Origin of the sequence: Kribbella caucasensis, from assembly GCF_004361855.1 — a bacterium.
Taxonomy (GTDB): domain Bacteria; phylum Actinomycetota; class Actinomycetes; order Propionibacteriales; family Kribbellaceae; genus Kribbella; species Kribbella caucasensis.
Genome location: NZ_SNWQ01000030.1, coordinates 1 through 13,481, shown reverse-complemented (window position 1 = coordinate 13,481; position 13,481 = coordinate 1). Strand labels below are relative to the sequence as shown.

Genomic DNA, 13,481 nt, shown 5'->3' with positions numbered 1-13,481 from the left:
AACGCGATTGGCTGTCCAACAAGTGTTTACTCGTCGGCGCGGATCAGGCGGCGTACCAAGCGTGCGGTGATGGCGTCGACGTCGTACCGGCGGCCGGTGCCGGGGGTGAGCTGGTCCAGGACGAGACCCTCGATCGCGAAGCGCAGTAGGCGAACCTCCTCCGCGCCGCCGGGCAGTCCGGCCTGAACGTGGAACGAGATGTCGGTGTCGAACCCCTGCTGCAGCGTGCGCGTCAGGATCTCGTGCAACTCCGGCCGCCTGGTCGCCTCCAGCCGCAGCTCCAGCAGCGCGAGCGTGAGCTCGGATCGGCCGAGCAGCCGCTCGACGATGTACCGGACGTAGTCGACCACGAGCTCGACCGACGGCTCCCGCTCGGCCAGCGGCGCGAGTCGCTCTTCGTCGGGGGCCAGTCGCTCGAAGATGCGCTCGCCGAGTGCGCCGAGCAGGGCGTCGCGGGAGCGGAAGTAGTTCGACGCCGTCCCGGCGGGCAGTCCGGCAGCGGCGTCGACAGCTCGATGGGTCAGGCCGCGCGCGCCCGACTCGGCCAGCACGGCCAGGCCGGCGTCGGCTAGCTGCGCGCGACGTTCGGGGTTCCTCGGCATGGTTGACACCGTAGCAGCTATCCACTACAAATGTCGTTGTCAATCACAACACCTGTAGTAGTCAGGAGCTCGTATGCAACCCGCAGCCTTCGGCGCGACCGTTGTCACCGCACGACCAGCGGAGGTCGCCGACTTTTACGAACAGCATTTCGACCTGAAGAGGACCATCGACCTGGGCTGGTTCATCTGTGTACGCCGCGGCGAGGCCGACTGGGAGCTGGCCATCACCGAACGTGGGCACGCGTCGGTACCGGCGGCGGTGTCCGCGACCACGGAGAGCTCGAACGTCTTCGGCTTCGTCGTCGACGACGTGGACGCGGTCGCTGCGCGGCTGACCGAGGCCGGCGTCGAGTTGGCCGTCGACGTGGTCACCGAGCCTTGGGGTCAGCGGCACTTCTTCGTGCGTGATCCGGAGGGCACTTGGCTGGACGTGATCCAGCTGGTCGCCCCCGACCCCGAATGGCTCGCCGCCAACATGCCGGCCTCATGAGCCAGGTCACCCCGTGCTGCGTACCGACGGCCGCCAGCCACCGGTACGCAGTACGGAAGGAGTTCAGAGGGTGAGTAGAACCTTGCCGATCTGGGTGGATTGCTCGAGGGTCTCGTGTGCTCGCGCGACGTCGGCCAGCGGGAAGGTGGTGTGCACGATCGGGCGCACCTTCTTCGCCTCGATCAGCGGCCAGACGTGGCCGACCACTTCCTCGAGGATGCGGCCCTTGTCCTTGACCGAGCGGAACCGCAGCCCGGTCCCCGTGACGGACGCGCGCCGCGACAGCAACCGGCCGAGATCCAGTTCCGCCTTCGCGCCACCCTGCATCCCGATCACCACCAGCCGGCCGTCGAAGGCGAGGGACCTCACGTTGTCGGCCAGATACTTCGCGCCCATGATGTCGAGGATCACGTCGGCCCCGGCCTTCCCGGTCGCCTCGTTCACCACCGAGGCCCACTCGGCTTCCTTGTAATTGATCGCGACGTCCGCGCCGAGCCGGGTGCAGAAATCCATCTTGTCCCTGCTGCCGACTGTGCACAGCACACGCGCCCCGTGCGCGACCCCGAGCTGGATCGCCATCGTGCCGATCCCCGAAGCGCCGCCGTGCACCAGCAGCGTCTCGCCCGCCTTGAGATGGGCGGTCATGAACACGTTCGACCAGACCGTCGCGACCACCTCGGGCAACGCCGCCGCACTGATCAGGTCCACGCCGTCCGGCACCGGCATCACCTGCGGCGCTGGGACGACCACCTTCTCCGCGTAGCCGCCGCCCGCGAGCAGCGCACAGCACTCGTCGCCGACCGACCAGCCCTCGACGTCGGCACCGACTGCGGCGATCGTGCCGGACACCTCCAGGCCGATCGTCCCCGGCGCACCCGGCGGTGGTGGGTAGTGTCCCTGCCGCTGGAGCAGGTCGGCCCGGTTCACCCCGGCCGCGACCACGTCGATGACGACCTCGTCCGCTGCCGGAATCGGGTCCTCGATCTCGCCGATCGTCAGGACCTCGATGCCACCAGCACCATCACACACGACAGCTCGCATGCGTGCCACGGTACTGGGTTCAGTCAGTGCCGGTTGCGAGTTATCCCCAGAATCGACCGGAGGTCGCCGGCGATGCTGTCGAGCGGATCGACGGTGCCTATCGAGTGGAGCCAGTCCCATAGTTCGAGCGCGTGGTAGAGGCGGTAGAGGGTGGTGCGTTCACGCCACTCGGGTGGGAGTTCGCCGTACCCGTCGAGCAGTCCGTCGAGCTTGGCCTTGTCGTCGTGGATCGAGTAGTAGTCGGTCTTCGCGAGATCCATCAGCGGGTCGGCGGCGATCGCGTTCTCGACGTCGACGAATCCGCGCACCTGCCAGGTGTTGGGGTCCACCAGCACGTTGCCCTCGTGGAAGTCGTTGTGACACAGGACCGGTTGAACGTTGCGCTCGAGGAGGGCGGCGCGCTGGTCGACGTACTGCGCGATGTGTTGCTTGAGCTCCGGATCTCCGTGGAACTCGTCTATTTTCTTGGCGAACTGGCGTCGCATGTACTGCGAGTTCGTCGGCAACGGGTCGATGATGTGGTCGGTGAGATACCCGTACGCCGGTTGCCGGATGCTGTGGATCTTGGCGAGCAACGCGCCGAGTTGTCGGTAGATGGGTCGCCAATCGGGCGGACTCGTCTCGGACAGCGGCACCCCGTCGAGCTTGGTGAGCACGGTGAACGCGTCTGTCTCGTCTGTCTCATCGGTCTTGTCGGGCGGCTCGGCGTGGACGACCTGCGGGATCGCGTCGCCGAGCTCGTGTGCGAGGAGTCCGTAGACGTGGATCTCCTTGGCCTGCCTCCAGGTCGACTCGGGCGCGTAGACCTTGACGATGAGCTGAGGGCCGGCGGATCGGCGTACCTCGAAGACCGTATTCAGCTCACCACCGGATCGCGGCACGATCTCGCTGTCTGGGTAGGCCTTGCGGGTCAGGTCCTCGACGCGCACGGCCTTACGGTATTGGGATCCGGGCGTCGATGGCGACCGGATTCAGTCGTCGAAGTCGGCCCAGGTGTCGACGTCGTCGCCTGCTCTGGTTGGTTCGCTCCAGCCCAGATCGAGGCCGGCCAGGAGTCGCCGTACCGACTGGTCCCTGGGGTCTCCCAGTTTGTCGAGTGCCCTGGTCAACGCCGTACGCCGGTACGCCGCGGCCAGGGGTTGCTCGCGACCGTCGGAGTCACGGAGTCCGTAGCCGTCGTGGTCGGTGATTCCGGCGACGAGGCCGGCCACGTCCGTCGTGGTGAGCCAGGGGAGGTCGCAGGAAACCAACACGACGACGGGGGAATCGCCTTGACGCAGGCCGGCGGCGATCCCCGCGACCGGTCCGCCTGCGGGTGGTTGCTCGCTGGTCCAGGCGACTTCTCTGCTGGTCTTCCGGTGCGGGCCCACGACGGTGGTGATCCGGCCCTGTTTTGTTGCCTCGAGCACCCGATCGAGCAACGAGACGCCTTCCAGCACGAGCATCGCTTTGTCGACACCACCGAATCGCGTCGAACCACCACCCGCCAGCACCACCGCGTCGAAGTCCACCCGAGCAACGCCTCCACCCACGCCTTGCCCCACCGCGTCGAAGTCCACCTGGTGAGCGCCTCCACCCACGCCTTGCTCCACCACGTCGCTCAGCGCGGGGTGACGGTGAACCGGCGGTTCTGGAGCGACGGGTTTCGCTTGCGGACCTCGGCCAGACGTTCGGCGGAGATCTCCGCGGTCGCGAACCCGTCGGCCTCACCCACCGCCGCAATCGCGATGCCCTGCGGATCGATCACCTGGCTGAGGCCCGAGTACTTCTTCCCGTTCTGCGCCGCCGCGGCTACATAACAAGTGTTCTCTACCGCCCGGGCCGTCAGGAACGTCGTCCAGTGGTGCTCTTTCAACGGCCCGCGAACCCACGCCGCCGGGACCACCAGCACCTCGGCGCCCGCGTCCACCAGCGCCCGGGACAACTCGGGGAACCGCAGGTCATAACACGTCATCAGCCCGAACTTGTGTGCCCCGATCCGGACCACGACAGGCGCGACGTCCCCGGCGGTCAGCTGGTCCGACTCCTTGTAGCCGAACGCGTCGTACAGGTGGATCTTCCGGTACGCGCCGATCAGTTCGCCGTCGGCGCCGACCGCGAGCAGGGTGTTGTACGGGCGGCCCTCGTCGCAGCTCCGCTCGAACATGCCGGCCACGATCGCCGTCCCGTGCTCGACGGCCGCCTTGCGCAGTACGCCGACGAACTCACCATCCAACGCTTCAGCCTGCTCGCCGACCGACCCACCCTCGGCCGCGAAGTCAGCCATCATCGCCTCCGGCAACACGACCAACTCAGGCCTCTCCCGCGCCGCCTCAGCCACCAGCCGCCTGACGGCCTCCCGATTGGCAGCCTTGTCATTACTACTGGCGGTCTGAACCACGGCAATCTTCACCCCACCATGGTGCCGCAGCCGCTCCACCGCACGACACCTCCACCACGCCAACGCCTCTGGCGTCTGCGCAGGCCACCGCGTCGGCGCAGGCCACCGCCGGATTGATCGCGTGCTGAGTGTCCGGCGGGTGGACCGGATGGGGTGACTGGGTGTGGGCGGTTAGCCTCCTGGGGTGCGAGCGGATGGATTCGACCTGGATCATCACGGTGACGTCGAGGTCGGCGACGGGCTGGTGGATCTGGCGGTCAACGTGCGGGCCGGGACTCCACCGGCCTGGTTGATCGACGAGATCAGCAGCAGCCTGACCGAGCTCGCGGCGTACCCGAGAGCGGATGCCGCCGTCTCCGCCGTCGCCAGCCGGCATGGTTGTCAGCCGGCCCAGGTGCTGCTGACCGCTGGTGCGGCCGAGGCGTTCGTGCTGATCGCTAGAGCGTTCCGCCCGCGCCATGCAGTCGTCGTACACCCTCAGTTCACCGAACCAGAGGCCGCGCTCCGCTCCGCCGGCCACCTGGTCGATCGGGTGATCCTCGACCCCGCGAACGGTTTCGTCCTCGACCCGAAGGCGATCCCGGCCGACGCCGACCTGGTCGTGATCGGGAACCCCACCAACCCGACCTCCGTCCTGCATCCTGCCGGCATCCTGCGCGACCTGGCCCGCCCCGACCGCATTCTGGTCGTCGACGAGGCGTTCATGGACGCCGTCCCCGGCGAGCCCGAATCCCTCGCCGGCGCCGCGATCCCCGGCCTGATCGTCATCCGCAGCCTCACCAAGACCTGGGGCCTAGCCGGTCTGCGCGTCGGCTACGTCCTCGCGTCGCCCGCCTTGATCGACCAACTGGCATCAGTCCAACCCCACTGGCCGGTCTCCACCCCCGCCCTGGCCGCCGTCCTCGCGTGCACCACCCCCGCCGCCCTCGCCGAATCCACCGAAGCCGCCCACGCCCTGACCCACCACCGCACCCACCTCCTGACCGGCCTCCTCCACCCCGGCAGCCCGTTGCCTCAGCCAACCGTCGCGCCTGCGACGCACGAGCCCTCTGGGGTCGTCCGCCATGGCCCCGGCGGCCTGCAGATCTACGGCGAACCCCGCGCCCCCTTCGTCCTGGTCCACCTCCCCGGCGCGGACGCCCACCGGGAACGCCTCCGCGAGCGGGGCTTCGCAATACGCCGGGGCGACACCTTCCCCGGTCTGTCCCCCGACTGGCTCCGGATAGCCGTCCGCCCCGAACCCACCACCGACGCCTTCCTCAAAACCTGGCACGACCTCCTCGCCTGAGCCGACCGCCGGATCGGGGTGGAACCGTGGGGTGGTTGTAACCCGGAATTGGGTTTAAGGCCGATCTACTTTGCGCACTGGGGGACCACACGGCGTCTCGAAGGGAGCATCATCATGGGCTTGAACGACGACGACATGACCACCTCGTCGAGCGAGGGCGAAGGTCTGGCGGACGGGGGCGCGACCCCTGGTGCGACCGACGGAGGCGCGGATGGTGGAGCCGACGGTGGTGCGGGCGGCTTTGGCCAGGAATCCCAGGAAGGTCCGGCAGATGGTGGCGCGGCGCCCGGCGTGAGTGACGGCGGTGCTGACGGCGGAGCCGGCGGTTCGGGTGAGGGTCCGGCCGATGGCGGGGCGACGCCTGGCGGGACCGACGGTGGTGCCGATGGTGGCGCTGGTGGTGGCGATGAGGGTCCGGCTGACGGCGGGGCGACGCCTGGTGCGACGGATGGTGGCGCCGACGGTGGCGCAGCGCCTGGTTCCGGTGACGGCGGTGCCGATGGTGGTGCGGACAGTGGTGCCGGCGGGAACTCTGGGAGTTGGTGAGTCCGGTGCCGGGGGCCGGGTGGCTGGCGGACGGGCGCCCGGCTCTCCGGCGCTGCTTCGCGGGTGATGCGGAAGAGTTCGCGAGCAACTACTGGGGTTCGCGGGCGTTGTTTTCGACTGCTGCCGAGCTGTCCGGTTCGTTCGACGACCTGTTCAGCCTGGAGGCCGCTGACGAGTTGCTGTCGCGCCGCGGGCTCCGTACTCCGTTCCTGCGCATCGCGAAGAACGGTTCGGTGGTGGGCGACAGCCAGTTCACCGGTGCCGGAGGTGTCGGTGCGGAGATCGGCGACCAGGTCCGCGACGACAAGGTGGCCGCGCTGTTCGCGAGTGGCCATACCGTCGTACTACAGGCACTGCACAGGACCTGGCCGCCGCTGATCGACTTCGCCACGCAGTTGTCGGCCGATGCCGGTCATCCCGTACAGATCAACGCCTACATCACCCCGGCCGAGTCGCAGGGCTTCTCGGCCCACTACGACGTACATGACGTGTTCGTCCTGCAGATCGCCGGCGAGAAGCACTGGACTGTCCACGAACCGGTCCACGTCGACCCCCTCCGCAACCAACCGTGGACGGATCACTCCCAGGCTGTTGCCGCCGCAGCGCGCGACCAGCAGCCGGTCGTCGACGCGGTACTGCGGCCGGGTGACTCCCTCTACGTCCCGCGCGGTTTCCTGCATTCCGCCAAGGCGCTCGGTGGAGTCAGCGCTCACCTGACGGTCGGCCTCCACACGATGACGCGCTACCTGCTCGTCCAGGAACTGGCCGCACTCGCCGCTGACCAGCCCGAGCTCCGAACCGCTCTCCCACTCGGTTTCGACCCGGGCGATCCCGCCCAGGTCGCCACCGAGCTGGACAAGGTCGTTGCTCTCCTCACCGACCACCTCCGGACGGCCTCCTCCGACGATGTCGCCGCGCGCCTCCAACGCCGTACCTGGTCCGGCAACCGCCCTGCCCCGTTGCCGCCCTTGGCCCACGCCGCATCGATCGCCAACCTCGCGCTCGGTACGTCTCTCCGCCTCCGTCCAGGTCTCCGCCATCGCCTGGTCCCTGGTGACCCGGTCCGCCTCCACCTCCCCGATCGCACCATCTCCTTGCCCAAGACAACTGTCGACGCGGTGACACGTGCCTGCTCCGGCGAGCCCTTCACGGTCGGCGACCTCCCCGCCCTCGACCCCGCCGATCAGCTGGTTCTGACCCGCCGCCTCCTCACCGAAGGCGTCCTGGTCTCAAGCACCGCGTAGGCGAGCTGCGGCACTCCGCGCGGCCCACCGAGCGCGGTCGGAAGGTGATCTGCCGAAGGTCTGACGGTCAGGATGGGGGCTACCGGGGTGGGGGCGAGAGTGGAGGACGTGCGGGTGGTGGAGAAGTATCAGGCGGAGACAGGGTGCGCGGCGTTGGCCGAGCGGCGCGGGGATCTGCTGGTTGCCACGGCGCCGCCGGTTGAGCGGTGGTTGTTGATCGAGTGCCGCGAAGCGTGGCCGCGGGATGCGCTGGCGGCTCTCCGGCACTCGCCGACGGATCCCGAGGGCAACGATCACTCGCCCGCGAGCGAACGGCTCTCGGCGGCGGGCAGTCTCGGGGCTGAGGTAGCACGGTTGTGTTCGGTACTGCGGTGCCGGCCGGTGCTGATCCGTCGGCATGGGCGGGTGGATCGGAGTACGCCGAGGCAGTGGGCGATGGTCGACAGCCGACCCGGGTACGAGGCTGTGCGGTGGGGCGAACTGCCGTCGGACGAATATCTGCTTGATGTGCTCATCGGAGCTGACACCGGTACGCCCAGCAGTGAGCCCGTCTATCTTGTCTGCACGCACGGCCGGCATGACGCCTGCTGCGCTGTCCGCGGTCGGCCCACCGCGGCTGCATTGTCGGCGGCGTACCCAGACCGCACGTGGGAATGCAGCCATGTTGGCGGCGATCGCTTCGCGGCAAATCTCGTACTCCTGCCACACGGACTCTTCTACGGTCATGTTCCGCTCAGCCGAACCGCCGAACTGGTCCGCGCGTACGACGCAGGCGAGATCGTGCCCGACTGCTTCCGCGGATCAGGTGCGATGTCGTCGCCAGTCCAGGCCGCACAGCACTTCGCCCGGGAACAGGGTTTCTCCACGGCGATCGACGCTCTCCGGCCGGTTGCGGTCGACCACCTGGCGCCCGACCGCTGGCGAGTCGCACTGGATGACCACGGCCGCCGGGTCACCGTCGACGTCGCCTCTCGCATCATTACCGTCGACGGCCAGCTCACCTGTTCGTCGAAGCCGTCCGGCACTGTCCGCCGCTTCACGCTCGAAGGGCTCAGCCGTGAAGCGCGCAGTCGTTGAAGGGCGCAGTCGTTGAAGGGCTCAGCCGTTAAGGCGTTAAGGCGTGTCGTTCACCAAGCGGTCCTCCAAGTGGGCTCCGTAGAAGGTCGATTGGCGGGACATGATGTCGCGCATGGACGTGCCTCGTGCGACGCCGTAGACGGTGCCGGGGAAATCCAGAGTGCGTTGGACCTCCCAGAGTTCGTCGTGTTGGTCGGGGGAGAAGAGTTGGGCGGGGTTGCCAGCCGCGATCCAGCCGATCGGCAGGACAGCGCCGGAGGCCAGGTGTGAGTTGACGTGCAGGACGCTGTGGATGCGGAGTTCGGCACCGGCACCGGCGACCGCACCGGGGAAGAGCGCGGCGCCCGTGGCGATGAAGACTTCGTCCTCGACCGTGGCGCCGTTCACGTGGGCGTGCGGACCGACCAGGACCGCGTTGCCGATCAGTGCGGGGTGGTCCGCCCGGCCGCGCACCAGGGCGTTCTCCATCACCACACTGTTCTCGCCGACGCGGATCTCACCGTTCTCTGCGGTCAGTACGGCGCCATGCAGCACTCTGCTGCCTTCGCCCAGCACGACTGCTCCACAGAGCACGGCTGACGGCGCGACATACGCGGACTCCGGCACGACCGGCTGACGGCCGCGGTGTTCCACCAACATGGCGAATCCTCTCGTTACCTACCACCTCGACATTCCTGCTCGCAGTTTTACCCGTCGTGTTCGCGCGGTTCTCCACAGCACTTCACAACCAGCAACTTCACAACCACCACAGCCCGGGGCCTCACTCCCCGGGCGGCCATCGCCCGGCACCGGCCGTCCACGTCGGAGGTGGGAGGTTCGGCCGCTGGGGACGAAGGTCTGGGATGGAAGGGAGAACCAGGAACTACAGGCAAACATTAGAACACGTGTTCCCTTAAGCCTTCGTAACGATGTCTTTGATGTAGCCGACGAAGATCAGGTGCTGTGCAGCTGTGGTCACCGACTGTCGTATCTGGGGTGTTGTCCACGCTCCGGAGGTTGTCGGATCCGGAACGTAGTGTGCGTAGAACAGGTGAATGGCGGCCATTCGAGGGCGCCACAGGGCGAGACAAGGAGTCAGGCGATGACGCGTCCGCGGTGCATACGTCACACGAATCCGTCGCACTCAACTCGGGAGGCGTTGTGAAGCTCCTGCTCACATCCGGAGGCGTTACGAACGAGAGCATCCGCGATGCGCTGGTCGATCTGCTGGGCAAGCCGATCTCCGAGTCCCGTGCGCTCTGCATCCCCACGGCGCAGTGGGGCCAGCCGATGCTCGGGCCCGCCTCGGTGCGAAGCTTCGTCGCCGGCGAGCCTCCGTGGCACATGATGACCAGCCTGGGCTGGGCGTCCTTGGGCGTCCTGGAGCTCACCGCGCTGCCCAGCATCGGCGAGGAGCGGTGGGTGCCGTGGGTCCGAGAGGCCGACGTGCTGCTGGTGGACGGCGGCGAAACGACGTACCTGTGCCACTGGATGCGGGAGTCAGGGCTGTCGCGGGTCATGCTGTCGCTGCCCGAGACGGTCTGGGTAGGGATGAGTGCCGGCAGCATGGTGATGACACCGCGGATCGGTGACGACTTCGTCTCGTGGCCGTCTGCCCTGGACGACCGCACGCTCGGGGTCGTCGACTTCTCGATCTACCCGCACCTGGATCACGAGCAGATGCCGGGGAACACCATGGCCGATGCGGAGAGATGGGCCGCCGACATCGCAGGTCCGGCGTACGCGATCGACGACCAGACCGCCATCAAGGTGACCGACGGCACCGTCGAGGTCATCTCCGAAGGGCACTGGAAGGCCTTCCCCGCATAGCCGCCGACCGCTATCGGAGTGTCCCAGCGCCCCTCCTGCCCCGACCAGCGTTGATGAGGCCGATCAGGTACGCCGTGTCGTCGCGTTCGGCAGGGCCCGGTCGAGTACGAGGATCGTCAGCGAGGCGAGCAGCGCTAGTACCGAGATCGCGAGCCACGGGAACTCCCGGCGTACCTCGAAGAGCTGGGCGAAGAACGCGGGTACCAGCACGCTCGCGAAGGTGAACGAGTACTGCCAATAGGACAGGTACTTCCCATGCCCCCGCACCGGCGCGACCGCGGCGGCCAGCGCGTTCGATGTTGCCGCATGCAGCACGTCCGCACTGGCGAAGACGGCGGTCGCCAGGATCAGCCCCGGCACCACCAGCCCGGCAGGGATGTGCAGCAGCCCAGCCATCAGGACGCCCCACAGCGCCCACAGCAGACCGGCCACGATCATCACGGTTGTCCGCCGCCGCCTCTCCGTGTGCCGCACCACCAGCGTCTGCCCAGTCGCGAGCACCACCGAGGTCGCGGCCAGCAGCACACCGACCAGCCACTTTGGAGCGGGCAGCGCCTCGGTCACGTACACCGGCAGTCCGATGCCCATCACCATCGTGCACAGCGCCAGCACGGTGTTCGCCCCGATCAGCACCAGGAACGCCTTGTCCTTCCGCAGCAACGGTGCCGGCCCGCTGTCCTCGACGGATCGCCCGGCGTGCCTGGCGTGGATCCGCAGCAGCAACAGGCCGGCGGCGAAGAACGTCACGGCGTTCACCGCCATCGCCACCAGGAACGGCCCATCGCCGGAGAAGCTGAGCAACGCCCCGGCCACCAGGGCGCCGAGCCCGAACCCACCGGCCTGCATCATCCCGCCCAGACCGAACCAGCGATCCCGGTCACCCGGATCCGCGACGTCCGACAGCAGGCTGAAGATCGACGACCAGAACACCCGCTGCCCCGTCGTCATCACCAGCGCACCGAGGAACAGCAGCCACAGCGATCGCCCGAAGAAGAACCCGACGAAGGCCAACCCCTGCGCGAACTGCGCCCCGATCACCAGGTTCCGCGGGCCGACCCGGTCGATCACCACACCGACCGCCGCAGGCGCAGCGAGGGAGAACAGTGTCGCGACGGTCAGCAACAGACCCGCAGTACCGAGTGGGATGTCAGCGACGCGCACGAAGAAGAGCAGCACCAGCGGACCGGCACACCCGCCGCCGAAGGAGTCGATGGCAAGTCCGGCGAGCAGCGGGACGCGGCCGCGGACGTTCGGCAGACCGAGGGAGGAGGCAGTAGACATGGGCTCGCGGCCGACAGTAACAACTCCCGGCCGCGAGCCTCCAACGCATTTCCGACCAACGGGTCAGCTCTGCTGGGTCACCGCACGCACAGACACATGCCGCAACGGCCGCCACGCAGCAGCGGTCATCACGACCATTCCGACAAACGCAGTGGCGAACGGTGCAACCAGTCCGAACCGCTGAGCCAGTACGCCGCCCAGCAGCGACCCGAGTGCCGCACCACCCACAGACGCCAGTAGGTACACGCTGTTCACCCGTCCCAGCAGCACATCGGGCGTAGCCAACTGACGAGCAGTAGTGGACACAGTGCCCCACACAACGGCGTGCACCCCGAACACGACCATCGTCGCGCCCACCACCCACGGACTAGTGGTCAGCGCCAGGATCAGGTGCACCGCTGTCTCGATGACGAGCCCGGCTCGCAGCAGGGTGAGACTGCCGAACCGGGGCTCGAGCAGGTGGTACACGGGAGTCCCCGCGATCGCCCCGATCGCTCCCACCGACACCAGCAGCCCGTACTGCGTATCGGTGAGCCCTAGTCGTTCCTTGGCGTACAGCACCCAGGTCGCGAAGGCGGCCATGAAGGTGATGTTCATGACGAGGATCGCCCACGCCAACGTCCGTACGCCCGAGTGGTTCCACACCCAATGGATCCCCTCGCGCACGTCGGACCACAGCGCGGTACGGGTGTCGGATGCAGCTGGTCGGACGCTGACGCGGGACATCAGTACTGCGGCCGCGCCGAACGTCACCGCATTCAGCACGAGCGGCACACCCGCACCAACCGCAAACAGGAGCGCGCCGATCGGTGGACCGCCCAACTGGTTGAGCAGTGTGCCAGTCGCAAACAGTCGCGCATTCGCCAGACCGAGGTGCTCCCTCGGTACGGCGGTCACCAGCAGCGCACCGGCCGCGTTGTCCGCCAGGGTCTCGGCCGACCCGAGCAGGAACAGCGTCACGTACACCGCCCACAACGGCGACGCGTCCAGCAGTACGGCGGTTGCGAGTGCGCCCATCACTACGGCTCGGAAGATGTCGGCGGCAACCACCATCAGGCGACGGTCGAGCCGATCGGCCAGAGCCCCACTGAACAACGCGAACAGCAACCACGGGAGTTGCTGCACGAACACCGCTGCGCCGACGGCAGCGGGTTCGGTCGTGATGGAGGCGACGAGGAGTGGTCCGGCGGCGAGCAGGGCACCGTCGCCGAGGTTCGAGATGGCCGCGGCCGGCCAGATCTTGCGGAAGTCGCTGCCGAGCTCGATCGGCAACAGGACAGAACGGAGGGATCGCATGCATGTGCTCCAGAGGGCATGACGGCAGAACAGGACAGCCGACGTCAATCCACGTCGGCGGTTCGCCCAGTCGGCGCCCTGGATTCCGCTACATCAGCGAATGATCAGCGCGCGAACCGAACGGCGCGGGCCACGTCCTCGAACAGCCGAGACATTGCTCCACCTCCCGTCCATCACCTCAACCAGGCAGTCCCTCCACCCAGTCACCGCAGACCCTATCGCCACCCCACCCACCCAGCACCCCCTTTCTCCCACCCGCAGACACCAACCCGCACCACGCAGTACGAGGGGCGCTATCCTCGACGATCGGTGGCCCCGCACGCGCGGACGCACCTGGAGGGTTCGCATAGTGGCCGAGTGCGCTGGTCTTGAAAACCGGTATGGCGGGTGACCGTCATCGTGGGTTCGAATCCCACACCCTCCGCTC

The 13,481-nt window shown here is 67.9% G+C and carries 14 protein-coding genes and 1 tRNA gene; 7 read left to right on the top strand and 8 right to left on the bottom strand.

All coding sequences use genetic code 11. From position 1 onward, the window contains the following. Positions 1-26: 26 nt before the first annotated feature. Positions 27-602: a TetR/AcrR family transcriptional regulator gene (locus EV643_RS38205; RefSeq protein WP_133805111.1), complete on the bottom strand. Its 576-nt coding sequence runs from the start codon at positions 600-602 to the stop codon at positions 27-29. 73 nt (positions 603-675) lie between these two features. Between EV643_RS38205 and EV643_RS38200 the strand changes: the two genes are divergently transcribed. Further along, positions 676-1,092 (top strand): VOC family protein, encoded by a 417-nt coding sequence (locus tag EV643_RS38200; RefSeq protein WP_133805110.1) that lies wholly within the window; start codon positions 676-678, stop codon positions 1,090-1,092. Between the two features lie 63 nt (positions 1,093-1,155). Here EV643_RS38200 and EV643_RS38195 read toward each other — a convergent pair whose 3' ends face one another. The 4 genes from EV643_RS38195 to EV643_RS38180 are packed head-to-tail and all read right to left on the bottom strand — an operon-like array spanning position 1,156 to position 4,525. Continuing rightward, positions 1,156-2,133 (bottom strand): NAD(P)H-quinone oxidoreductase, encoded by a 978-nt coding sequence (locus tag EV643_RS38195; protein ID WP_133805109.1) that lies wholly within the window; start codon positions 2,131-2,133, stop codon positions 1,156-1,158. Between the two features lie 23 nt (positions 2,134-2,156). After that, on the bottom strand, positions 2,157-3,062 hold the full coding sequence (locus EV643_RS38190) for a phosphotransferase family protein (RefSeq protein WP_238166092.1): 906 nt from the start codon (positions 3,060-3,062) through the stop codon (positions 2,157-2,159). 42 nt (positions 3,063-3,104) lie between these two features. Beyond that, positions 3,105-3,713 (bottom strand): molybdenum cofactor guanylyltransferase, encoded by a 609-nt coding sequence (gene mobA / locus EV643_RS38185; RefSeq protein WP_238166091.1) that lies wholly within the window; start codon positions 3,711-3,713, stop codon positions 3,105-3,107. Positions 3,714-3,733: 20 nt separating this feature from the next. Further along, positions 3,734-4,525, bottom strand: a complete 792-nt coding sequence (locus tag EV643_RS38180; RefSeq protein WP_133805108.1) for a carbon-nitrogen hydrolase family protein — start codon at positions 4,523-4,525, stop codon at positions 3,734-3,736. A gap of 172 nt (positions 4,526-4,697) precedes the next feature. Here EV643_RS38180 and cobC point away from each other — a divergent pair, with 172 nt between their 5' ends. From cobC to EV643_RS38160, 4 genes are all read left to right on the top strand, one after another. Continuing rightward, entirely contained in the window at positions 4,698-5,801 is a 1,104-nt protein-coding gene (gene cobC / locus EV643_RS38175; RefSeq protein ID WP_133805107.1) for an Rv2231c family histidinol phosphate aminotransferase CobC, read from the top strand. Between the two features lie 114 nt (positions 5,802-5,915). Beyond that, entirely contained in the window at positions 5,916-6,347 is a 432-nt protein-coding gene (locus tag EV643_RS38170; RefSeq protein WP_133805106.1) for a BatC protein, read from the top strand. Next, positions 6,344-7,591: a cupin domain-containing protein gene (locus tag EV643_RS38165; RefSeq protein WP_133805105.1), complete on the top strand. Its 1,248-nt coding sequence runs from the start codon at positions 6,344-6,346 to the stop codon at positions 7,589-7,591. The genes EV643_RS38170 and EV643_RS38165 overlap by 4 nt, the downstream gene beginning before the upstream one ends. A 114-nt stretch (positions 7,592-7,705) precedes the next feature. Continuing rightward, entirely contained in the window at positions 7,706-8,668 is a 963-nt protein-coding gene (locus tag EV643_RS38160; protein ID WP_166665730.1) for a ferredoxin family protein, read from the top strand. A gap of 36 nt (positions 8,669-8,704) precedes the next feature. Here the strand turns inward: EV643_RS38160 and EV643_RS38155 are convergent, their stop codons facing one another. Next, entirely contained in the window at positions 8,705-9,307 is a 603-nt protein-coding gene (locus EV643_RS38155) for a gamma carbonic anhydrase family protein (RefSeq protein ID WP_133805103.1), read from the bottom strand. A gap of 501 nt (positions 9,308-9,808) precedes the next feature. Here EV643_RS38155 and EV643_RS38150 point away from each other — a divergent pair. Further along, positions 9,809-10,477 carry a Type 1 glutamine amidotransferase-like domain-containing protein gene (locus tag EV643_RS38150; RefSeq protein WP_133805102.1) on the top strand — a complete coding sequence of 223 codons (669 nt, stop codon included), beginning with the start codon at positions 9,809-9,811 and terminating at the stop codon, positions 10,475-10,477. A 63-nt stretch (positions 10,478-10,540) separates the two neighbouring features. On the opposite strand, the gene EV643_RS38145 is transcribed toward EV643_RS38150, so the two are convergent. After that, positions 10,541-11,758, bottom strand: coding sequence for an MFS transporter (locus EV643_RS38145; RefSeq protein ID WP_133805101.1), 1,218 nt, complete (start codon positions 11,756-11,758; stop codon positions 10,541-10,543). Positions 11,759-11,821: 63 nt separating this feature from the next. Next, positions 11,822-13,054, bottom strand: a complete 1,233-nt coding sequence (locus EV643_RS38140) for an MFS transporter (RefSeq protein ID WP_133805100.1) — start codon at positions 13,052-13,054, stop codon at positions 11,822-11,824. A 335-nt stretch (positions 13,055-13,389) separates the two neighbouring features. Between EV643_RS38140 and EV643_RS38135 the strand changes: the two genes are divergently transcribed. After that, positions 13,390-13,478 (top strand) — tRNA-Ser (locus EV643_RS38135). Positions 13,479-13,481 lie beyond the last annotated feature (3 nt).

Excerpts from the sequence above, each read along its gene's own strand:
- EV643_RS38140 (WP_133805100.1), bottom strand. The coding sequence starts at position 13,054 with ATGCGATCCCTCCGTTCTGTCCTGTTGCCGATCGAGCTCGGCAGCGAC.
- EV643_RS38205 (WP_133805111.1), bottom strand. The coding sequence starts at position 602 with ATGCCGAGGAACCCCGAACGTCGCGCGCAGCTAGCCGACGCCGGCCTG.
- EV643_RS38195 (WP_133805109.1), bottom strand. The coding sequence starts at position 2,133 with ATGCGAGCTGTCGTGTGTGATGGTGCTGGTGGCATCGAGGTCCTGACG.
- EV643_RS38155 (WP_133805103.1), bottom strand. The coding sequence starts at position 9,307 with ATGTTGGTGGAACACCGCGGCCGTCAGCCGGTCGTGCCGGAGTCCGCG.
- EV643_RS38145 (WP_133805101.1), bottom strand. The coding sequence starts at position 11,758 with ATGTCTACTGCCTCCTCCCTCGGTCTGCCGAACGTCCGCGGCCGCGTC.
- EV643_RS38200 (WP_133805110.1), top strand. The coding sequence starts at position 676 with ATGCAACCCGCAGCCTTCGGCGCGACCGTTGTCACCGCACGACCAGCG.
- EV643_RS38170 (WP_133805106.1), top strand. The coding sequence starts at position 5,916 with ATGGGCTTGAACGACGACGACATGACCACCTCGTCGAGCGAGGGCGAA.